At 56.5% G+C, this 18,959-nt stretch carries 21 protein-coding genes; 10 read left to right on the top strand and 11 right to left on the bottom strand.

The genetic code is table 11. The features are described from left to right. Positions 1-72: 72 nt before the first annotated feature. The gene (locus GOW92_RS02005) at positions 73-1,188 is read right to left on the bottom strand and encodes a carboxylate-amine ligase (RefSeq protein WP_170557508.1); all 1,116 of its coding nucleotides are present in this window, start codon (positions 1,186-1,188) and stop codon (positions 73-75) included. Between the two features lie 139 nt (positions 1,189-1,327). On the opposite strand from GOW92_RS02005, the gene GOW92_RS02000 reads away from it, so the two are divergent. Continuing rightward, a complete protein-coding gene (locus tag GOW92_RS02000) occupies positions 1,328-2,179 on the top strand; it encodes a class I SAM-dependent methyltransferase (protein WP_170557507.1) in 852 nt (283 codons plus the stop codon). A gap of 71 nt (positions 2,180-2,250) precedes the next feature. Beyond that, positions 2,251-2,727 carry a fasciclin domain-containing protein gene (locus tag GOW92_RS01995; RefSeq protein ID WP_170557506.1) on the top strand — a complete coding sequence of 159 codons (477 nt, stop codon included), beginning with the start codon at positions 2,251-2,253 and terminating at the stop codon, positions 2,725-2,727. A gap of 53 nt (positions 2,728-2,780) precedes the next feature. Here the strand turns inward: GOW92_RS01995 and GOW92_RS01990 are convergent, their stop codons facing one another. Next, a complete protein-coding gene (locus GOW92_RS01990) occupies positions 2,781-3,380 on the bottom strand; it encodes a L,D-transpeptidase (protein ID WP_170557505.1) in 600 nt (199 codons plus the stop codon). A 251-nt stretch (positions 3,381-3,631) separates the two neighbouring features. On the opposite strand from GOW92_RS01990, the gene GOW92_RS01985 reads away from it, so the two are divergent. Next, complete coding sequence (locus tag GOW92_RS01985; RefSeq protein ID WP_170557504.1) at positions 3,632-4,417, top strand: EF-hand domain-containing protein; 786 nt, start codon at positions 3,632-3,634, stop codon at positions 4,415-4,417. Between the two features lie 63 nt (positions 4,418-4,480). Here GOW92_RS01985 and GOW92_RS01980 read toward each other — a convergent pair whose 3' ends face one another. Continuing rightward, on the bottom strand, positions 4,481-5,980 hold the full coding sequence (locus GOW92_RS01980; protein ID WP_170557502.1) for a CoA-acylating methylmalonate-semialdehyde dehydrogenase: 1,500 nt from the start codon (positions 5,978-5,980) through the stop codon (positions 4,481-4,483). 104 nt (positions 5,981-6,084) lie between these two features. Between GOW92_RS01980 and GOW92_RS01975 the strand changes: the two genes are divergently transcribed. From GOW92_RS01975 to coaD, 3 genes are all read left to right on the top strand, one after another. Next, complete coding sequence (locus GOW92_RS01975) at positions 6,085-6,987, top strand: LysR family transcriptional regulator (RefSeq protein WP_170557500.1); 903 nt, start codon at positions 6,085-6,087, stop codon at positions 6,985-6,987. Positions 6,988-7,047: 60 nt separating this feature from the next. Continuing rightward, entirely contained in the window at positions 7,048-7,485 is a 438-nt protein-coding gene (locus tag GOW92_RS01970; protein ID WP_170557499.1) for a CBS domain-containing protein, read from the top strand. 85 nt (positions 7,486-7,570) lie between these two features. Beyond that, a complete protein-coding gene (gene coaD / locus GOW92_RS01965) occupies positions 7,571-8,062 on the top strand; it encodes a pantetheine-phosphate adenylyltransferase (RefSeq protein ID WP_170557498.1) in 492 nt (163 codons plus the stop codon). Here the strand turns inward: coaD and gap (GOW92_RS01960) are convergent. The 3 genes from gap (GOW92_RS01960) to gap (GOW92_RS01950) form a co-directional block, all read right to left on the bottom strand. Next, positions 8,054-9,058, bottom strand: a complete 1,005-nt coding sequence (gene gap, locus GOW92_RS01960) for a type I glyceraldehyde-3-phosphate dehydrogenase (RefSeq protein WP_170557497.1) — start codon at positions 9,056-9,058, stop codon at positions 8,054-8,056. The two genes, coaD and gap (GOW92_RS01960), sit on opposite strands and share 9 nt — an antisense overlap. Before the next feature lie 82 nt (positions 9,059-9,140). After that, positions 9,141-9,284 carry a hypothetical protein gene (locus tag GOW92_RS01955; protein ID WP_170557496.1) on the bottom strand — a complete coding sequence of 48 codons (144 nt, stop codon included), beginning with the start codon at positions 9,282-9,284 and terminating at the stop codon, positions 9,141-9,143. Between the two features lie 71 nt (positions 9,285-9,355). Continuing rightward, positions 9,356-10,357, bottom strand: coding sequence for a type I glyceraldehyde-3-phosphate dehydrogenase (gap, locus tag GOW92_RS01950; protein ID WP_170557495.1), 1,002 nt, complete (start codon positions 10,355-10,357; stop codon positions 9,356-9,358). Between the two features lie 181 nt (positions 10,358-10,538). On the opposite strand from gap (GOW92_RS01950), the gene GOW92_RS01945 reads away from it, so the two are divergent. After that, positions 10,539-11,501: a DUF808 domain-containing protein gene (locus GOW92_RS01945; protein ID WP_170557494.1), complete on the top strand. Its 963-nt coding sequence runs from the start codon at positions 10,539-10,541 to the stop codon at positions 11,499-11,501. A gap of 56 nt (positions 11,502-11,557) precedes the next feature. Here the strand turns inward: GOW92_RS01945 and tkt are convergent, their stop codons facing one another. Beyond that, positions 11,558-13,582 carry a transketolase gene (tkt, locus tag GOW92_RS01940; RefSeq protein ID WP_170557493.1) on the bottom strand — a complete coding sequence of 675 codons (2,025 nt, stop codon included), beginning with the start codon at positions 13,580-13,582 and terminating at the stop codon, positions 11,558-11,560. Positions 13,583-13,816: 234 nt separating this feature from the next. Here tkt and GOW92_RS01935 point away from each other — a divergent pair, with 234 nt between their 5' ends. Genes GOW92_RS01935 through GOW92_RS01925 form a run of 3 tightly spaced genes read left to right on the top strand, consistent with a single transcriptional unit; the run spans position 13,817 to position 15,356 of the window. Further along, positions 13,817-14,614 carry a hypothetical protein gene (locus GOW92_RS01935; protein ID WP_170557491.1) on the top strand — a complete coding sequence of 266 codons (798 nt, stop codon included), beginning with the start codon at positions 13,817-13,819 and terminating at the stop codon, positions 14,612-14,614. Next, a complete protein-coding gene (locus GOW92_RS01930; RefSeq protein WP_170557489.1) occupies positions 14,614-15,009 on the top strand; it encodes a cell division protein ZapA in 396 nt (131 codons plus the stop codon). The genes GOW92_RS01935 and GOW92_RS01930 overlap by 1 nt, the downstream gene beginning before the upstream one ends. Next, on the top strand, positions 15,006-15,356 hold the full coding sequence (locus GOW92_RS01925) for an MliC family protein (protein ID WP_170557487.1): 351 nt from the start codon (positions 15,006-15,008) through the stop codon (positions 15,354-15,356). The genes GOW92_RS01930 and GOW92_RS01925 overlap by 4 nt, the downstream gene beginning before the upstream one ends. On the opposite strand, the gene grxD is transcribed toward GOW92_RS01925, so the two are convergent. From grxD to purL, 4 genes are all read right to left on the bottom strand, one after another. Further along, the gene (gene grxD, locus GOW92_RS01920) at positions 15,357-15,719 is read right to left on the bottom strand and encodes a Grx4 family monothiol glutaredoxin (RefSeq protein ID WP_170557485.1); all 363 of its coding nucleotides are present in this window, start codon (positions 15,717-15,719) and stop codon (positions 15,357-15,359) included. Beyond that, entirely contained in the window at positions 15,706-15,996 is a 291-nt protein-coding gene (locus GOW92_RS01915; RefSeq protein WP_108858707.1) for a hypothetical protein, read from the bottom strand. The genes grxD and GOW92_RS01915 overlap by 14 nt, the downstream gene beginning before the upstream one ends. Positions 15,997-16,246: 250 nt before the next feature. Then, positions 16,247-16,483, bottom strand: a complete 237-nt coding sequence (locus tag GOW92_RS01910; RefSeq protein WP_058277851.1) for a BolA family protein — start codon at positions 16,481-16,483, stop codon at positions 16,247-16,249. Between the two features lie 137 nt (positions 16,484-16,620). Then, complete coding sequence (purL, locus tag GOW92_RS01905) at positions 16,621-18,780, bottom strand: phosphoribosylformylglycinamidine synthase subunit PurL (protein ID WP_170557483.1); 2,160 nt, start codon at positions 18,778-18,780, stop codon at positions 16,621-16,623. Positions 18,781-18,959 lie beyond the last annotated feature (179 nt).

Here is an 18,959-nt window from a genome sequence, read left to right as displayed (position 1 = left end):
CCCAATCCTTACAGAAATTTTGCATGGCCAGCAATCACTGGCACAATCATCTGCAGGAAATGTCAGGGACGTTCAGAGATCCTGATGAAACTCGTCGATCAGGTGCTGAACCACGGCTTTTCCCGGATCATCGCCTTTTGCGGCAGCTTCGGCATGTACCCGGCGCTGACGGGTGGCCGAGGTGCCGTTCTGGGCAATTTGCTGGAGCTTTGCCAGTTCGGACATGGTGCCCAAGGCTTCGGCATCTTCGGCGAACAAGCCCATCAACTCGCCCATGAGTTCCGGCATGGGTTTGATCGAGCGGTCCCCGAAATCAATCATGCCTTCGCCGACACCATAACGCTGCGCGCGCCAGCGGTTTTCACCAATGAGGAACCGGTCATATTGCCGCCACCTGAGGTTTCGATCTTTCAGGCGGCACAGCATTCGCGTCAACGCCTGCACCATCGCGGCCAGTGAAAGCGCATGCTCCAGCCGGGGCTGCACGTCCATGATCCGGGTCTCCAGTGTTGGATATTGGTGCGACGGTCGCAAATCCCACCAGATTTTCGTGGTGTCTTCGATCACACCCAGTTCTACCAAAATGCCCGTTGTGCGTTCGTATTCGGACCAACCGGAAAAGACCGGCGGCAGTCCGGTCCGGGGCAGATTGTCGAACACCGTCAACCTGTACGATGACAGTCCAGTGTCCTCTCCATTCCAATATGGCGATGACGTCGATAAGGCCAAGAGGTGCGGAAGAAAGTAGGAAAGTTGCGGCACAAGGTCGGCGCGCAAGGCTGAATCGGCCACTCCGATATGAACGTGCATGCCACAGATCAGCATGCGTCGCGCCACACCACCCAGCGCATGTTGCAGCGCGTCATATCGGTCTTTTCGCGTGTGGGTTTGTTTTTTCCAGTCAGCAAACGGGTGGCAGGATACCGCAATCGGAGCAAGGTTGTGTTCGGCTGCGCGTTTCGACACACAGGAACGCAATCGTTTCAGATCCTCGCGCGCTGAGCTGATGGTCACATGCGGACGCGTTCCGACCTCGATCTGGCATTGCAGGAATTCCGGGCTGACCTGACCTTCAAAATCGGCCTGACAGGCTTCCATCAGGGCGGCAGGTGCTTCTGCGAGTTCCAGGCTGTCGCGATCGACCAGCAGATACTCTTCTTCGATGCCCAGCGTAAATTCCTGCTGCATTCCGGCCCTCGCAACTGTGTTCGGACCAGTGAATACGGAAATCGCCTTTTTGCCAAGTGTTTGCCTGCTGGGTTCTTGCGAAGCCCCCGTGCGCAAAGGTAAGGATGCGTCCAGATTGTTACCAAATCCGGAGCCTCCCGTGAAACCCAGGAAATTTCCCCGGCTGAACGCCGCGCTTGACCGGTTTGGTGTCAAACTGGTCGACAAAGTAACTGAACGGGATGAGCGTGCGCGCCTTGAGGCGTTCGAACGGGCAGGGGGGCTGACCCGCCCGGCCTATGCCTTGTCACCAGGAATGGACGGGTTCGACATCACTCAATTGGTGTCGGAATACCAAGAGCATTCCGCTTCGCTAGAAGCTCTTAAAGACCCGGCACGCAACAAGACCGGATATCGTATCAACAACGGGTACTACGACAGCCCGGATGCGGACGCGTTGTATCTGATGATCCGCCGGTTCAAACCGAAGCGTGTGATCGAGGTGGGTTGCGGCAACTCGACCCGCGTGACGCGTCAGGCGATAATCGACGGCGGGTTGCAGACAGAAGTCACCGCTATCGACCCATATCCACGAGCAGACATCGCGCATGTGGTGGATCAGTTCGAACAGAAACGTCTGGAAGAGGTCGATCCGGCGCTGTTTGATCAGCTAGAGGCAGGCGACGTTCTTTTCATAGATTCCAGCCACGTTGTCCGCATGAGCAATGACGTCGCGCATCTGTTCTGCCGTATCATTCCCGCGCTCAAGCCCGGTGTGGTCATCCATGTGCACGATGTTTTTCTGCCCTATGAATATCCCAAGCGGTTCTTCTATGACTGCCCGGGTTGGGGAGAGCAGTACATGCTGCACGCCTTGCTGCAATCTGGTTCATATTCAATGCTTTGGCCCGGATATTACCTGCAACAAGACCGCCCCGACGCGGTCGTAGCTTTGCCGTTTTTGAAAGACGGTCGTGCCCAAAGCATCTGGGTGCAGGTCAAAGAAAATTGATCTGATAGTGATCCGGTGCGACAAAGCGCCCGTACCCCTTTCCATAACAAGCTGGAGAGGAGATGACAGCCATGTTTCGTCGCACGTTTATGGGCGCCGCCACCGCACTTGCACTGACCTTGCCTGTAAAGGCGCAGGCTGCAGATATCGTGGACACCGCAGTATCAGCCGGTTCGTTCAACACCCTTGTCGCTGCCGTTCAGGCCGCCGGTCTGGTCGATACGCTGAAAAGCGACGGACCGTTCACCGTTTTCGCGCCAACGGACGAGGCTTTTGCTGCATTGCCCGAAGGCACGGTAGAAACGCTGCTTTTGCCGGAAAACAAAGATCAGTTGGTCGAAATCCTTACCTATCACGTGGTCCCGGCCAAGGTGATGTCGGGTGATATCGCTGGCAAGCGTGCGAAGGTGCTTACCGTACAAGGCGACCGTCTGAGCGTGAACGCCAAGAACGGCGTAAAAGTGAACGACGCCAAGGTCGTTCAGGCCGACATCGAAACCAGCAATGGTGTGATCCACGTCGTCGATGCGGTGATCCTGCCGGAATAAGACCCCCATCTGACAAGAACAAAGCCCCGGTCCTGATGACCGGGGCTTTTTCGTTAGACCAGTCTGACCTGGGTTCCGACTTTTACCAGAGGATAAAGCTCCTCTACATGTTGGTTGTAGAGGCCAATGCAGCCGGACGAACTTTGGCGTCCGATTTTCCGTGTGTCATGCGTTCCGTGCACAAGATATGCTGGCCAACCAAGATACATGGCGCGTGTACCCAGCGGGTTTCCGGGCTCTCCGCCTTCCATACGAACCGGCAATAGCGGATCGCGTTCGCGCATCGAAGCGGTCGGCGTCCAGCTTGGGTTTTCGGCTTTGCGCACAACTTTGGTATAGCCGCGCTTGGTCAACTCTTCGCTCATCGGTACTGAACTCGGGTACAGCTTGTACGTGCCATCAGGTCCCCAATAGTGTACCGCGCGGCTGGTGATATCGGCCAGCAATGCACCTACGCCCAGCGTATCAAAATGGTCCTGCCAGTTCTGCTGTGAAAAGGACGAAACATTGCGGCGCACAGGCAACTGCGTGCTGATCGCGTCTTCGCTTGTTGGGAAAGCATCTGTGCTTTGGGCGCGCAGCAGCGTCGGCGTCGCAAGGACGGACGCAGCACCCAACAGAACTGAACGACGATTAAAACGGGAACTTGACACGGATGCCTCCTGAAGGGCTGCTCGATGGTTGACGGCAATTTAGTAACTGGAGTCCCTTAGGGCCAGATGTTTAGCTTAAATTTTCCGTGAGATTTACATATTTCACGCAAGTTTCTGCCTGCCCGGACGAGGAATTATACGTTGTCCGGACAGGTTTTTACTGTCTGCCGGACACGGCTTGGGGTATTTTTCCCAGCATGTCTGCTCCAACTCCTAGGAACAGGCCCACAGCAGTTCGGAGACCACACGATATGACCAAGAAATCCGAAACCTTGGAAATTCGCGTATCTTATGAGTTGAAAAGCAAATTGGCGGATCTTAGCGAGCAGCGCGGATCGTCGATGAGCGAACTTGTGCGTGGTGTGATCGACCGCGAACTTGCAGGGCCGTCACCTGAAAATGTCGGAGATGATGACATGCCAATTCCTACGCTCAGCCGATTTGCCCCCAAATCGCTTTATCTCTTGCCGGTCCTTTTGCTGGCCGGATTGTACTGGGGATCTGGTCAGACGCCTGCACAAGCAACCCCAACTTCACGCGTGTTTTTTGCTGAACTAGATCGTAACGGCGACGGGCATATTACCCAAACCGAATTCCACGAATTCCTGACGGAAGAAGACGCCCAGTTCGTACCAGAAGACTGCGACGCGGCTTCGGAACCCTGTACGGCCGAAGCCATCGCAGCAGAAGAAATCAGTCGGGCTGACTCAAACGCGGATGGTCACGTTGAATATTCCGAATTCGAAATCTTCTTTCTCGCGGAGCGAGCGGTGGAGTTTCTGGAATATGATGCCGACGGAAATGGTGTCGTATCTCAGGATGAATTCGTGGCGGTCGAGGCACGAGACCTGGTCGAATTCCCTGACCCGGAAATGGATGAACCGTTGTCCGCGGAATGCCTGACTATGGTTGAAAGCGAAAAGATCGAAGGCATTGCCAAAGCCTGTATGCCAGCACACGAGTTACGGATGGTCATGGCTGAACTCGACGCAGATTTTGATGGTCGCGTCACTCTGCGGGAGTTCCTTCAGTACTGATATTTCGGTGAACGAAAAAGGCCGCCTGCAAGGGCGGCCTTTGATGTTCTTAAGGGCGGGACGTCAATCCATTGCTTTGAAATTGAACTCGCCGCCTTCTTTGATACCCGACGGCCAGCGAGCCGTTACGGTTTTGGTGCGGGTATAAAATTTGAAGCTGTCCGGGCCGTGCTGGTTCAGGTCGCCAAACATGGATTTCTTCCAACCGCCAAAAGTGTGGTAAGCCAGCGGAACAGGGATCGGAACGTTGATCCCGACCATGCCGATGTTAACACGGCTGGCAAAGTCGCGCGCGGTGTCACCGTCACGTGTGAAGATCGCCGTGCCATTTCCGTACTCGTGATCCATCGCCAACTTCAGCGCTTCTTCATAGGAACCTGCGCGTACGGTCGAAAGAACCGGGCCAAAGATTTCCTGTTTGTAGATGTCCATCTCTGGCGTCACGTGGTCAAACAGGTGTGGGCCGACAAAAAAGCCGTCTTCATAGCCTTGCAGGCTGAAGTCGCGATTGTCGACGACCAGTTTTGCGCCTTGCTCAACACCTGAGTTGATCAGACCGAGAATACGCTCTTTGGCGGCACCGGTAACAACGGGGCCCATATCGACATCGTCGCCTGCAGTGTAGGGGCCAACCTTCAGTTTTTCTACGCGCGGGATCAGCTTTTCGATCAATGCGTCGGCAGTTTCTTCACCAACGGGAACAGCAACCGAGATGGCCATGCAGCGTTCGCCGGCTGCGCCGAAGCCTGCACCAACCAGCGCGTCGGCGGCCTGATCCAGATCCGCATCGGGCATAACGATCATGTGGTTCTTCGCACCACCAAAGCACTGCGCGCGCTTTCCGTTCGCGGTAGCGCGCGAATAGATGTATTGCGCGATCGGAGTGGAACCCACGAAGCTGACGCCTTGGATGGTGTCGCTGTCCAGTAGGGTATCAACGGCCTCTTTATCCCCGTTGACGACCTGGAATACACCTTTGGGCAATCCGGCTTCGACGAACAGCTCGGCCAGCATCAGCGGAACCGACGGGTCACGTTCGGACGGTTTCAGAACCACAGCATTGCCGCAGGCGAGGGCAGGGCCCACGTGCCACAGCGGCATCATTGCCGGGAAATTGAACGGCATGATCGAAGCAACAACACCCAGCGGCTGGCGCATCGAATACATGTCAATGCCGGGACCCGCGCTATCGGTGAATTCACCTTTGAGCATTTGCGGCGCGGCGATGCAGTATTCGATCACCTCGAGACCGCGCTGCAGGTCGCCCTTGGCGTCAGGGATGGTTTTACCGTGCTCACGGCTCAGCGCTTCGGCCAGTTTGTCCATGTCCCGGTTCATCAGGTGGACCATTGCCATCATGACGCGCGCACGTTTTTGAGGGTTTGTCGCGCCCCATGCGGGCTGCGCGGCTGCCGCGCTTTCAATCGCGGCGGTGGTTTCAGCAGCACTCGCCATCGGGCATTTGTACTGCACCTCACCGGTGGCCGGGTTAAAAACGTCGTCAAATCGTCCTGAGGTTCCGGCGACATTCTCGCCGTTAATGAAATGGGTCAGCTCGGTCATTGCAGATCTCCTCCGATGCGTTTGCGCGCACAATAGGCTTGCATAAATTACTTGAACAGAGGCAATGTCTCAAAGATGTTTTGCAAAAATGCAAAGGAGTGACGGTGACACCCAACTGGGATGATATGCGGGTCTTTTTGGCCGTCGCGCGTGAAGAAAGCCTTTCGGCTGCCGGTCGTCAGTTGAAGATCGACCCAGCCACAGTCGGGCGCCGGATTGCCCGGTTGGAAGCATCATTGGAAGCACCGCTGTTCACCAAATCGCAGCAGGGCTACCTTTTGACAACTGCGGGCGAACGCTTGATGGAGCACGGGCTAAAAGCCGAGGAGGCGATGCGTGCGGCAGCTGGGGCGATGGCGGGCACGTCAAAAACCCTCAGCGGACAAATACGGATTGGCGCACCAGATGGATCGGCCAACTATCTTTTGCCTCAGGTTTGCGCGAAAATCAGCGATGCAAACCCCGACCTGGATATTCAGATCCTTGCCCTGCCGCGCGTGATCAACCTGTCCCGGCGTGAGGCCGACATGGCGGTGACAGTCAGCGCTCCAACAGCTGGCAGCCTTCTGGTCCAGAAAATTACCGATTATAAATTGCACCTTGTTGCGACGCAGGACTATCTGGCCTCTTACCCATCAATCCGGTCAGTCCAGGATCTGAGTGGTCATCGTTTGATCGGCTATATTCCGGATATGATCTTTGATCGGGAGTTGGATTACCTTGTAGATATCGGTGTTGACCGTGTCGCACTTGCATCGAATTCGGTGTCGGTGCAGTTGCGGCAGGTGACGCTTGGCACCGGGATTTGCGTGGCGCATGACTTTACCCTGCCATTTCATCCAAACCTGCAGAAAATCCTGACGGATCAGGTGAGTTTGACCCGAAGTTTTCATTTAGTTCGTCATCAGGGGGATCAGCGAAACGAAAGGCTGAACCGTTTTGCACAAGCCCTGTCACAAGGCATTCGGGAGGAGGTTGAGCGGCTTGAAGCCCAAGTGTCACCTTGACAGGTTTAAGCATTCCGGCAACGCTTTGGAAAACAGGACATTATTTCGGAGGTAACGCTTATGCTCGTTCAGGCCATTCTGAAATCCAAGGCCAGCGGGGGGGTGGAAACGGTTGACCCGTCTGTCACTGTGACTGAAGCCTCAAAAATCCTGGCGGAAAAACGGATCGGGACGGTTGTTGTATCCGAAGATGGCGGCGAAACGGCGACTGGTATCCTTTCCGAGCGGGACATCGTCAGAGAACTGGCCGCAAGCGGCAGTAGTTGCTTAACGCAGCCAGTCAGCGCCTATATGACCCGTAATCTTGTTACGGCCACGCAACAAGACACAGTGCAAGATATCATGACACGCATGACCGAGGGACGTTTCCGCCACATGCCCATTGTCGAAGATGGCAAGCTGGTGGGAATCGTGACGCTTGGTGACGTGGTAAAAGCACAGTTGGCAGAACTGGCCATGGAAAAAGACGCACTGCAGGGCATGATCATGGGGCATTGACGCCCGCGATCCCCATAGCTTCCACTTGCACCTGCGGCGAAGTTATGTTTGCTAGCGCAGAAAGTTTATTGCGCAGGAGGCCACGATGAGGGTTGGATTATATCCCGGGACTTTCGATCCAATCACCCTGGGTCATATCGACATCATCCGACGCGCGGCAGCATTAGTCGACAAACTGGTCATTGGCGTCGCTATCAACCGCGACAAGGGGCCGTTGTTTTCGCTGGAAGAACGCGTGGCCATGATTGAGGCGGAATGCTCACACCTGACCGAGCAAACGGGTACTGAAATCGTTGCTCATCCCTTTGAAAATCTACTGATCGACTGCGCTCGCGATGTTGGAGCGCAAATCATCGTCCGCGGCCTGCGGGCTGTTGCGGATTTTGAGTATGAATTCCAGATGGTTGGAATGAACCGAGCACTGGACGACTCGATCGAGACGGTCTTTCTGATGGCCGAGGCACGGCATCAGGCCATTGCGTCCAAACTGGTCAAGGAAATCGCCCGTTTGGACGGGGACGTGGCGAAATTCGTCACGCCCCGCGTCAATGCGGCGCTGCGCGACCGTTTAGGCTAGGGCGCCCATCGCTGCGGCGGTGTCCAGCATACGGTTCGAGAAGCCCCATTCATTGTCATACCAAGCCAACACGCGAACCAGCGTGCCATCGGTGACTTTGGTTTCCGGCAGCGAAACGGTCGAGCTGTGCGCATCGTGGTTGAAATCGACTGAGATTAGCGGGCGATTTTCTGCCGCCAGAACTCCAGGGATTTTGGCCGCGGCTTCAATAAACAGCGCGTTCACTTCCTCTTCCGTTGTCGGACGTGAAACTTCGGCGACCAGATCTACCACGGAAACGTTTGGGGTGGGTACGCGAATGGCCTGGCCGGTCAGTTTGCCCGCCAATTGCGGTAGGACGAGGCCAACGGCTGAAGCTGCGCCCGTTGTGGTCGGTATCATAGACAGTGCAGCTGCGCGAGAAAGGTAGGGGTCTTTGCCGGCAGTGTCGTGAACGGGCTGGCTGGCGGTGTACGCGTGAACAGTTGTCATGTTGCCATGTACAATACCCAGCCCCGCATCCAGCGCCGCGGCAACCGGTGACAAGCAGTTGGTGGTACAAGACGCGTTGGACACCACGGTGTCTTCGGCTGTCAGCTCGTGGTCGTTCACGCCGAATACGATGGTCTTAACGCCACCATCGCCGCGCGCGGGGGCAGATATCAGCACCTTTTTTGACCCATTTTCAAAATGACGGGACGCCGCCTCTCGTGTCCGGAACACACCTGTGCATTCCAGAACGACGTCCACGTCGGACCAATCCAGCTTTTCCGGCTCGCGTTCACTGCTCAGGCGGATCGGGCCATTTCCAACATCAAGGCCCGCCTCGGTCAGGGTGACGGGTTTATTGTATCGGCCATGAACGCTGTCGAATTCGAACAGATGTGCGTTCATTTCCGGCTTGGCCAGATCGTTGATTGCAACGATTTCAACATCCGTTCGCCCGGTTTCCATAATCGCCCGCAGCACTCCGCGTCCGATCCGTCCAAATCCGTTGATTGCCAGCTTGAGTGTCATGTCCTGCTCCGTCCGAAATGCGGCTAATACCAAGTTAGCGCTAACAAAGCCAGATCAGAGAAAAAGTCAAGTAAAACCTCAGTCACCGCCAGAAGGCGAGCCAGTCCAAAAAGGCGTAGAGTTTCTTGCCGAGGAATACGAGATGTTCGGTGCCAAACAGCGCGTAGTCGGCGATGAACATGCCTAATATCAATAGGGCAAGCCAAATGGCGATTTGATTTGTCATGCATGCCCCAGACGAAAACGCCCGCCCAGATAACCTGAGCGGGCGAAAAGGTTCAAGATTTCAAAACAACCTTAGTTAAGGCGACCCATGGCGACCGCGACGTCTGCCATACGGACCGAGAACGCCCATTCGTTGTCATACCAAGCGAGCACCCGAACCATGCGGTCTCCGACAACACGGGTCTGGTCGGGAGCGAAGATCGAGCTTTCCTCGGTGTGGTTGAAATCGGTCGAAACCAACGGAGCAGGCTCATAGCCCAGAACGCGCTGCATTGAACCCTGCGAGGCTTCGCGCACGACGGCGTTCACTTCTTCTACCGTAACATCGCGTGCGGCGCGGAATGTCAGGTCAACAGCGGAAACATTCGGTGTCGGTACACGGATGGCCGAGCCATCCAGACGACCCTTTAGGTTAGGCAGAACCTCACCCAGAGCTTTCGCGGCACCTGTCGAGGTCGGGATCATCGACATCGCCGCAGCACGCGCGCGGTAAAGGTCGCTGTGACGGCGATCCAGGGTCGGCTGGTCACCGGTATAGGCGTGGATCGTGGTCATAATGCCGTTCTCAATGCCGATGCCCTCGTCCAGTACCTTGGCAAGCGGAGCAAGGCAGTTCGTAGTGCACGAGCCGTTCGAGACCATTTTGTCTTCGGTCACAAGGCTGTTGTGGTTCACACCGTAAACGATGGTCTTGTCGACGTTTTTGCCAGGTGCAGACAGCAGGACCTTTTGCGCACCACGATCCAGGTGCGTTTTAGCTTTCAGACCGTCATTGAATTTTCCGGTACATTCCAGAACGACGTCGCAGCCATCCCAGTCCAGTTCATTCATGTCATAGGTCGAGAACATCTCCATCGGACCGCGGCCCAAATCCATGGTTTTGCCATCGATTGCGACATCACGGGGGAAACGACCGTGAATGCTGTCGTATTTCAGCAGATGCGCCGTGGTTTCCAGCGGGCCGGTTGCGTTGACCTTGATCACTTCGATGTCGTTGCGGGCAGATGCCGCGATATGCGACAACGTGCAGCGGCCAATGCGGCCAAAACCATTGATACCGACCTTGATGGTCATGTGCTGTCTCCAAATGCGCTTGCGTTGGACGCCATATAGCGGTCAAAGCGCTTTCTCAAAAGACCAAAAGTGACATATTTTTAACGTGTTAGCGCAAACCTGCGCCGGTTGCGCTAACGCTTGCGCTAGCCGTCGGATCGGGTAGGCTCCGGGTGCGGCAGGTGAATTGAAAGGAAACACCATGAGCGGTCTGTTGGCCCTGTTGGATGATGTAGCGGGTATTGCAAAGGTAGCGGCATCGTCTGTGGATGATGTGGTCGCGGCTGCCGGGAAGGCAGGGGCGAAGACCGCAGGCGTTATCATTGACGATGCCGCCGTGACCCCGAAATACGTTCAGGGATTCGCCCCGGCGCGGGAATTGCCGATCATCTGGCGTATCGCGCGCGGATCTATCTTTAACAAGATCATCCTGCTGCTGCCGGTTGCCTTACTGCTGGCGAACTTTGCACCGTGGTTGATTACGCCTTTGCTGATGCTCGGTGGCTCATATCTGTGCTTCGAAGGGGCCGAGAAGATATTCCATGTTCTTTTCCCGCATGGAAGTCACGTCATCGAAGAAGACATGGCCATACGCGATCCCGGTCATCTGGAAGAACAAAAGGTAAAAGGCGCGATCAAGACCGACTTTATCCTTTCAGCTGAAATCATGACAATTGCACTGGCCGCGATTGAGGCGCCGAACCTGTGGATGCAGGCCGCGACGTTGGCAGTTGTGGGGATCGGGGTCACTGTCGCAGTTTACGGATCAGTGGCCCTGATCGTTAAGATGGATGATGTTGGGCTGTACCTCGCGCAAAACGCTCCGACGCCTATCGGGCGAGGGCTGGGACGTGGATTGGTCAAAGCCATGCCCGTGGTGATGAAGGTCTTGTCCATTGTAGGCACCGCAGCAATGCTATGGGTCGGCGGTTCCATTATCATTCACGGGATGGAGGTTTTGGGCTTTGGCTGGCTGGGGCACCACATCCACGACTGGGCTTATGCCATTGGTCATTCCGTGTCCGAGCAGTGGACTGGCGTTGTTGAATGGGTATCCAAGGCGACGATGGATGGCATTTTTGGGCTGGCTTGGGGGTTTGTACTTATCCCGTTGGCGACCAAGGTGATTGGGCCGCTAATGTCCAAAAAGTCCGAGACGCACTGAAACCCAAATGAAAAGGGCGGCCAATGCCGCCCTTTGCTCTTCTATTTGTGATGGGTTTACAACCCAAGCAATTCTTTGACCTTGGCCACGGTCGCTTCGGCGGTGATACCGAAATGTTTGTAAAGCTCACCGGCGGGAGCCGAGGCGCCGAAACTGGACATGCCGATGAATCCTGCTTTGGCTTCGCGGCCGCGTTCGCCCAGCAACCAACGGTCCCAGCCACCTGCGCGGACTGCAGCCTCAATCCCAACGCGGACGGGTCCGCCTGGCAGGACGCGCTTGCGATAGGCTTCATCCTGCTCGGCGAAAAGCTCCATCGAGGGCATGGAGACGACGCGGGTGCCAATGCCTTCAGCCTCAAGCATCGCTTTGGCTTCCATCGCTAACGACACTTCGGACCCGGTGGCGATCAGGATAGCCTGACGTTTGCTGTCCGCATCGGCCAGAACATACGCGCCCTGAGCAGTCAGGTTCTTGGTCTTGTGGTCTTTTCGAACGGTCGGCACGCCCTGACGGGTCAGTGACAGGACAGAAGGACTATCTTTGAAGGTCAGCGCAAGTTCCCAAGCTTCGGCAGTTTCGACCACGTCGGCGGGGCGGAACACATAGGTGTTCGGCGTCGCACGCGAGATGGCCAGATGTTCGACCGGCTGGTGGGTCGGGCCGTCTTCGCCCAGACCGATCGAGTCATGGGTCATCACGAAGACCGAAGGCACCTTCATCAATGCGGCCAGTCGCATGGACGGGCGGGCATAGTCGGTGAACGCCATGAACGTGCCGCCATATGGGCGGATACCACCGTGCAGCGCCATACCGTTCATCGCTGCGGCCATTCCGTGTTCACGGATACCATAGTGAATGTAGCGACCTTTGCGGTTTTCCGGCAGGAATACGCCCATATCCGCAGATTTGGTGTTGTTCGATCCGGTCAGGTCGGCTGAACCGCCAACGGTTTCGGTCATGATCGGGTTCACGACGTTCAGAACTTTTTCCGAAGACGCGCGGGTGGCGAGTTTCGGCTGATCTTCCGACATCTGCTTCTTGAACGCGCGGATGGCACCGGCCAGTTTTTTGGGTGCTTCAAGAGCATAGGCGCGGTTGAATTCGGCCTGCTTGCGCTCCGAAATCTGAGCAAAACGCTCTTCCCACGCTGCGCGCTCGGCAGCGCCGCGAGCGCCGATGGCCTCCCAAGCCGATTTGACATCAGCGGGAACCACAAAGGCGTCGTGGGGCCAGCCATAGCCATCTTTAGCAGCTTTCAGCTGATCCTGATCGGTCAATGCGCCGTGACCTTTGGAAGTATCCTGAGCGGCGTGACCCAGCGCGATGTGGCTTTCGCACGCGATCATGGTCGGTTTGTTGGACGCTTTGGCTTGTACAATTGCTGCATCAATCGCGATCGGATCATGGCCGTCGATTTCAATCACATGCCAGCCCGAAGCCGCAAAACGGCGCACCTGATCAGTGCGATCGGCGATATCAACGGTGCCGTCGATAGTGATATTGTTGTTGTCCCAGAAAACGATCAGCTTGCTCAGCTCATGACGCCCCGCGAGGGTGATGGCCTCCTGGCTGACGCCTTCCATCAGGCAGCCGTCGCCTGCAATCACGTAAGTATAGTGATCTACGACCTTTTTTCCGTAGTTGGCGCGCTGGATTTCCTCGGCCATGGCAAAGCCTACGGCGTTTGAGATACCTTGTCCCAGTGGGCCGGTGGTGGTTTCGATACCATTCACCAGGAAGTTTTCGGGGTGCCCGGCAGTTTTCGCGCCCAGTTGACGGAAATTCTTGATCTCATCCAGCGTCACGTCAGCGTGGCCTGTGAGATAGAGCAACGAATATACCAGCATTGAGCCGTGTCCCGCGGACAGGATGAACCGGTCGCGGTCGGGCCAATTCGGCGCCGAGGCGTCAAATTTCAAGTGCTTTTCAAACAGCACGGTCGCAACGTCGGCCATGCCCATCGGCATACCGGAATGGCCGGAATTGGCGGCGGCGACGGCGTCAAGGGTCAGGGTGCGGATGGCCGCAGCCTTGTTCCAGTGTTCAGGATTGGCATTGCGCAGCGCAGTCAGGTCCACGGGCGTTGTTCCTTTGGATTACAGGCAGATGAGGCGCTCAATACCATCCACCCCTCAAAGTGCAAGCAGAACTGGGGGTTGCGTCGCGTTCGTGCTTCAAGAATGCTGTCCAAGTGGTTGAAAGCAAACAGTGGGTATTTTCCCTCCCATTCGGTTAGACTAGGCCAATACCCGGCCCGTATTGATTCGGATGGGCCGCGAAAAAGTGAACCTTGGTAAAGAGGTGGCAGGGGCATGAGCCAGATCGAAGAACTACAGCGCCGTATCGTTGCCGCGATGGAGAGGATCGGAACCGGAGTTGACTCCTTGCGTGACGCAGCACCGGCAACTGGCGGTGAGGACGCTGCTCTGCATTCGGCATTGGAAGACGAACGCGTTGCGAATGCGCAGTTGGAAGAGAGGCTGAAATCCCTCAAGGAGCGGCACGAGAAGGAAGTCGACGCCATGCGCGCCGACATGGACGCACTTAAAGCTGCACCAGCTGAAGATCCCGAAAACGGTGCTTTACGTCAGCAGCTATCCGAGGCCACCGCCAAGTTGGCGGCGGTCGAGGCGGCCAGAGCCGAGTTGGCAGAGGCAAAAGCTGCATTAGAAAACCAAGATGAACTGATTGTTCTCAAGACGGAAAACGATGAACTTAAAGCGGCCGCAAGCAAAGCGCAGTCGCTTGAAGATGAAAACAAGAAACTCCGTTCAGAATTGGCAGATAGCGAACGCGTTGCGGAGTTGAGCGCAGAACTGGAAATGCTGCGCGCCGAACGCGCCAGCCATGGCGCGGCGATGTCACGTTTGGACGATGATCTACAACGTATGCGCAAGGCGAATGAGCAGTTGCGAAATTCAGTGGACGAATTGCGAGCCGCCAGCCAGAACGGGCTGGCGGATGCTGAACTGCTAAACCGCGCGACGGTGGCTGAGCTTGAGGCGACGAAGGCTGCGCAGGCCACCGACGCTGCCGAAGCCCAGGCCGTTTTGGCCCGGCTTGAACCGTTGCTGTCGCAGGCAAAGCTGGCTGAGGGAGAGGTAGAGTAATGCCCGAATTGACCATTCATATTGGTGGCCGCGGTTTTGATGTCTCGTGCCAGGACGGTGAAGAACCGTTCCTGCAGTCTGCCGCAAAAATGCTGGATGACGAAGCGCAGGTTTTGTCGGATCAGATTGGCCGGATGCCCGAGGCCCGAATGTTGTTGATGGCAGGGTTGATGCTGGCCGACAAAACCGCTGCGACCGATGACAAACTCAAGAAGGCAGAGGCCAAATTGGCCGAGGTTGAAGCAGAATTGCAAAGCCTGCGCAATCGACCTGAGCCTGAACCCGAACGGATTGAGGTGGCCGTTGTCCCGCCTTCAGTAACCGATACACTGGCTGAGCTCGCCGCACGCGCCGAGGCTTTGGCCACAGTGGTCGAGGAGAAATCAGCGAAATGAAAGCGTTGAAAACGGCAGCATTGGCCAGTTTGTTCGGTCTTCCGGCCGGCTTGGCCTGGGCGAATATGGATATCTTACCGGTTACATTCACCTGCGAGAATGGCGTTGAGTTGCAGGTTGCGTATTTCAATGCGGCTGACGGTTCTGGTGCGGCGGCGATGATGGTGGACAACCAATTGGTTGCCTTAAAGCAAGTGCCCAGCGGATCTGGTATTCGCTATGAGTCCGATGGAGAGACCGGGTCGTATATACTGCGGTCAAAAGGGTGGGATGCGACCGTCAGCTTTCTGGCGACCGGAGGGGCCGCCAGTGAGCAGGTTGTTTTGGAGAATTGCAGCAGTCGCTGATCAGGCGTTTGCTTCGCGAATTTTGTCAGCCGCTTCTTTGTTGAATTCGACACCATTTTCGTCAAACAGCGTGTCCAATTCGCCCGACAGGGTCATCTCGGTGATGATGTCGCAACCGCCGACGAATTCACCTTTGACGTACAGCTGTGGCACGGTCGGCCAGTCAGAATAATCCTTGATGCCCTGACGAACCTCTTCGTCGGCCAGAACATTAACATCGGCATAGTCTACGCCCATGTAGTTCAGCACGCCGGCCACGCGGGACGAGAACCCACATTGGGGCATCTCTTTGGTGCCTTTCATGTAGAGCACCACATCGTTAGCTTTGACGGTTTCGTCGATCTGAGTCTTAACGTCGGTCATCTTGCTTGTCCTTTTCACCCGCGTCAGGGGCGGTCGTTTCATCCTTTGACGGGTCCGGGACCCATCCTTCTTCCTCTAGTCGCCGATGCTCGGCCTGTGCCAGGGCCAGCGGATCCAGCCCGTATCTTTCAATGCCGCCGACCTTGCTGATCTTGTCCGGGTCCGGGCGCATGTCGGCCAGCTTACGCTTTCTGTTGCGCTTCACATAGGCTTCGATAAGTGCCGCGGCAACTATCAATGCTGCAATGATGCCTATCCAGAATAGCCAGCCGTTCATTTTTTGGGAGCCATTGTCTTTGCGTATTGCTGCGGATCACGCGGAACAACTATCGCACTCACCGCGCCTCCCCTGCCTCCGTCCATCGTTGAGGCGACCACGCTGGCATTCTGACTGGGGGTCGCGCCTTTGCGTCCACGAGTGATAGGTTTTCGTGCGGAGCGGCTACGCCTAACAATGGCGACGACGTAAGTACCCACGATGCCGACAAACACGGCGCCCCAAATACAATATGCCCAAAAAGCCGTGCTCACTCAGGCACTTTCGTCGTCAGCGCCAGTGCGTGTAGCTCTCCATCTGCGCCGTCCATCTTGCCTTTTAGGGCTGCATAGACCGCGCGTTGTTGTTGCACCCGGTTCTTCCCGCGAAAGCTTTCGTCCACGACCATTGCGGACATATGCACGCCATCGCTGCCGCCAACCTGAATTTCCGCATCCGGAAAGGTTTCACGCAGTAGGGCTTCGATTTCGTGGGCGCTCATCGGCATGTAGGTCTTCTCCTAAAGGTCTTTCCCAAGATGTAGAGCGCCCGGACGGGGCGTGCAAGGGTGTGTTGGCGCCTCTTAAAAGACAAAACCTGCGCCGGGCAGGGCGCAGGTTTCAGGTGTTTGAAAGTGCGTGAGCCTTAAGCGACGGCTTCGGCAAAGCTGTTGCGGAATGTAGCGGCCAAATCCTCGAGTGAGGCTTCAGAGCCGCCAACCCGAACGCTTTCGCCTGTGAACCGGCCGACTGAGACCAGCGGAACGCCCGTCTGACCGGCAGCGATCATCAACGCCTCGGCCTGATCAAAGTTGCACGCAACAAGATAGCGGGCCTGATCTTCGCCGAACAAGAACTCGGTTGATGCTTCATCCAGGTGGACGCCGACGCCTGCTGACTCGGCCAGTTCAAAAGCCGCCAGCGCCAGACCGCCGTCACCCAGATCGGTGCAAGCCTTGATCATCTCGCGATTGGCGCGGATAAAGTCGCCGTTACGTTTTTCAGCGTCCAGATCAACATGCGGTGCGTCGCCATCTTCGCGGTTGAACACTTCAGCAAGCAAAGCGGACTGCCCAAGGTGGCCGTTGGTTTCGCCGATTACCAGTGCCACATGACCTTCGCGAACCTCGTTGCCGATGATGTCGTCCGTGTGGTTCAGCAAGCCGACCGCGCCAATGGTTGGGGTCGGCAGGATCGCCTGACCATCGGTTTCATTATAAAGCGATACGTTACCCGATACGATCGGCATATCCAGTGCGGCGACCGCTTCGCCGATGCCTTGGATCGCGCCAACGAACTGGCCCATGATCTCGGGCTTCTCGGGGTTGCCGAAGTTCAGGTTGTCGGTGGTTGCCAAGGGGTTTGCCCCCACGGCGGTCAGGTTCCGATAGGCCTCGGCCACAGCTTGCTTGCCGCCCTCAACGGGGTTTGCACGAACATAACGCGGAGTTACGTCGCTGGTGAATGCAAGCGCCTTGTCGGTGCCATGAACACGGACCATGCCTGCACCCAGCCCGGGTGTTCGCGCGGTGTCGGCCATAACCATGGTGTCGTACTGCTCATACACCCACTGCTTGCCTGCATAGTTGGGTGACGCGAGCAGGGCGCGCAGGCCGTCAATCGGATCGATCTGGGGGACCTCAGCCAGTTCTTCGGCTTCTGTAGTGGCCACCCAAGGACGGTCATATTCGGGTGCGGTTGAGGATAGCTTGGACAGAACCAGATCGGCTTTGATTTCGCCGTTATGAACGATCAGGAACCGGTCTTCGGCGATGGTTTCGCCGACGATAGCGAAATCAAGGTCCCACTTCTCAAACACGGCACGGGCCTCAGCCTCAAGCTCGGGCTTGAGGACCATGAGCATCCGTTCCTGAGATTCCGACAGCATCATCTCGTAGGCTGTCATGTTTTCTTCGCGCTGGGGCACGTTCTCGAGGTCCAGACGTACACCCAGACCGCCTTTGTCGCCCATTTCAACAGCAGAACAGGTCAGACCTGCGGCACCCATATCCTGAATCGAGATCACGGCACCAGTTTGCATAAGCTCAAGCGTGGCTTCCATCAGGCGCTTTTCGGTGAAAGGGTCGCCAACCTGAACGGTGGGACGTTTTTCTTCGATGGTGTCGTCGAATTCGGCCGAGGCCATGGTCGCGCCACCAACACCGTCACGACCGGTCTTGGCGCCCAGATAGACGACCGGCATACCCACACCGGAGGCTGCGGAGTAGAAAATCTTGTCGCTGTCGGCCAAACCTGCGGCAAAGGCGTTTACAAGGCAGTTGCCGTTGTAGGCTGGGTGGAAACGGACTTCACCGCCAACGCATGGAACTCCGAAACAGTTGCCGTAGCCACCGATGCCCTCGACCACACCGTTGACCAGCTGACGGGTTTTGTGGTGACCGGGCTCGCCAAAGGATAGCGCGTTCATGGATGCGATAGGCCTCGCGCCCATGGTGAAGACATCACGCAAGATGCCGCCAACGCCTGTGGCCGCGCCCTGATAGGGTTCGATGTATGAAGGGTGGTTGTGGCTTTCCATCTTGAACACCACTGCCTGCCCGTCGCCAATATCGACCACACCTGCGTTTTCGCCCGGTCCGCAGATCACCTGAGGCCCGGAGGTGGGCAGGGTGCGCAGCCATTTCTTGGACGACTTATAGGAACAGTGTTCGTTCCACATGGCCGAAAAGATGCCGAGTTCCGTAAATGTCGGCTCGCGCCCGATGATCTCGAGGATCATATCGTATTCGTCGGGCTTTAGCCCGTGTGCGGCAATCAGATCCGGGGTGATGGCGGGCTCTTGCATCGTTTGTCCTTGTCCAGGTTGGCCGGGATTGCGGGCCTTTTAGGGCAAGGTGCCGTCTGTGGAAAGGGTCAAGTCAGCGCAGGCCAATTATGACAAGAAAAAACGGAACCGGCGATTGGGCCGGTTCCGTCTGTTGTTTTGGGAATGCGGGTGTCAGTCGCCGTCAAATCAGCGGCTGA

It is taken from the genome of Ruegeria atlantica (genome assembly GCF_013032505.1).
In the GTDB taxonomy this organism is placed as follows: Bacteria; Pseudomonadota; Alphaproteobacteria; order Rhodobacterales; family Rhodobacteraceae; genus Ruegeria; species Ruegeria atlantica_F.
The sequence above is the reverse complement of the archived record's forward strand: the minus strand, read 5'-3'. Positions and strand labels throughout refer to the sequence as shown.

Bases quoted from the DNA above. Each gene is read 5' to 3' on its own strand.
- GOW92_RS02005 (WP_170557508.1), bottom strand. From the start codon at position 1,188: ATGCAGCAGGAATTTACGCTGGGCATCGAAGAAGAGTATCTGCTGGTC.
- GOW92_RS01995 (WP_170557506.1), top strand. From the start codon at position 2,251: ATGTTTCGTCGCACGTTTATGGGCGCCGCCACCGCACTTGCACTGACC.
- GOW92_RS01985 (WP_170557504.1), top strand. From the start codon at position 3,632: ATGACCAAGAAATCCGAAACCTTGGAAATTCGCGTATCTTATGAGTTG.
- GOW92_RS01980 (WP_170557502.1), bottom strand. From the start codon at position 5,980: ATGACCGAGCTGACCCATTTCATTAACGGCGAGAATGTCGCCGGAACC.
- GOW92_RS01970 (WP_170557499.1), top strand. From the start codon at position 7,048: ATGCTCGTTCAGGCCATTCTGAAATCCAAGGCCAGCGGGGGGGTGGAA.
- coaD (WP_170557498.1), top strand. From the start codon at position 7,571: ATGAGGGTTGGATTATATCCCGGGACTTTCGATCCAATCACCCTGGGT.
- gap (WP_170557497.1), bottom strand. From the start codon at position 9,058: ATGACACTCAAGCTGGCAATCAACGGATTTGGACGGATCGGACGCGGA.
- GOW92_RS01955 (WP_170557496.1), bottom strand. From the start codon at position 9,284: ATGACAAATCAAATCGCCATTTGGCTTGCCCTATTGATATTAGGCATG.
- gap (WP_170557495.1), bottom strand. From the start codon at position 10,357: ATGACCATCAAGGTCGGTATCAATGGTTTTGGCCGCATTGGCCGCTGC.
- GOW92_RS01945 (WP_170557494.1), top strand. From the start codon at position 10,539: ATGAGCGGTCTGTTGGCCCTGTTGGATGATGTAGCGGGTATTGCAAAG.
- GOW92_RS01935 (WP_170557491.1), top strand. From the start codon at position 13,817: ATGAGCCAGATCGAAGAACTACAGCGCCGTATCGTTGCCGCGATGGAG.
- GOW92_RS01930 (WP_170557489.1), top strand. From the start codon at position 14,614: ATGCCCGAATTGACCATTCATATTGGTGGCCGCGGTTTTGATGTCTCG.
- GOW92_RS01925 (WP_170557487.1), top strand. From the start codon at position 15,006: ATGAAAGCGTTGAAAACGGCAGCATTGGCCAGTTTGTTCGGTCTTCCG.
- grxD (WP_170557485.1), bottom strand. From the start codon at position 15,719: ATGACCGACGTTAAGACTCAGATCGACGAAACCGTCAAAGCTAACGAT.
- GOW92_RS01915 (WP_108858707.1), bottom strand. From the start codon at position 15,996: ATGAACGGCTGGCTATTCTGGATAGGCATCATTGCAGCATTGATAGTT.
- GOW92_RS01910 (WP_058277851.1), bottom strand. From the start codon at position 16,483: ATGCCGATGAGCGCCCACGAAATCGAAGCCCTACTGCGTGAAACCTTT.
- purL (WP_170557483.1), bottom strand. From the start codon at position 18,780: ATGCAAGAGCCCGCCATCACCCCGGATCTGATTGCCGCACACGGGCTA.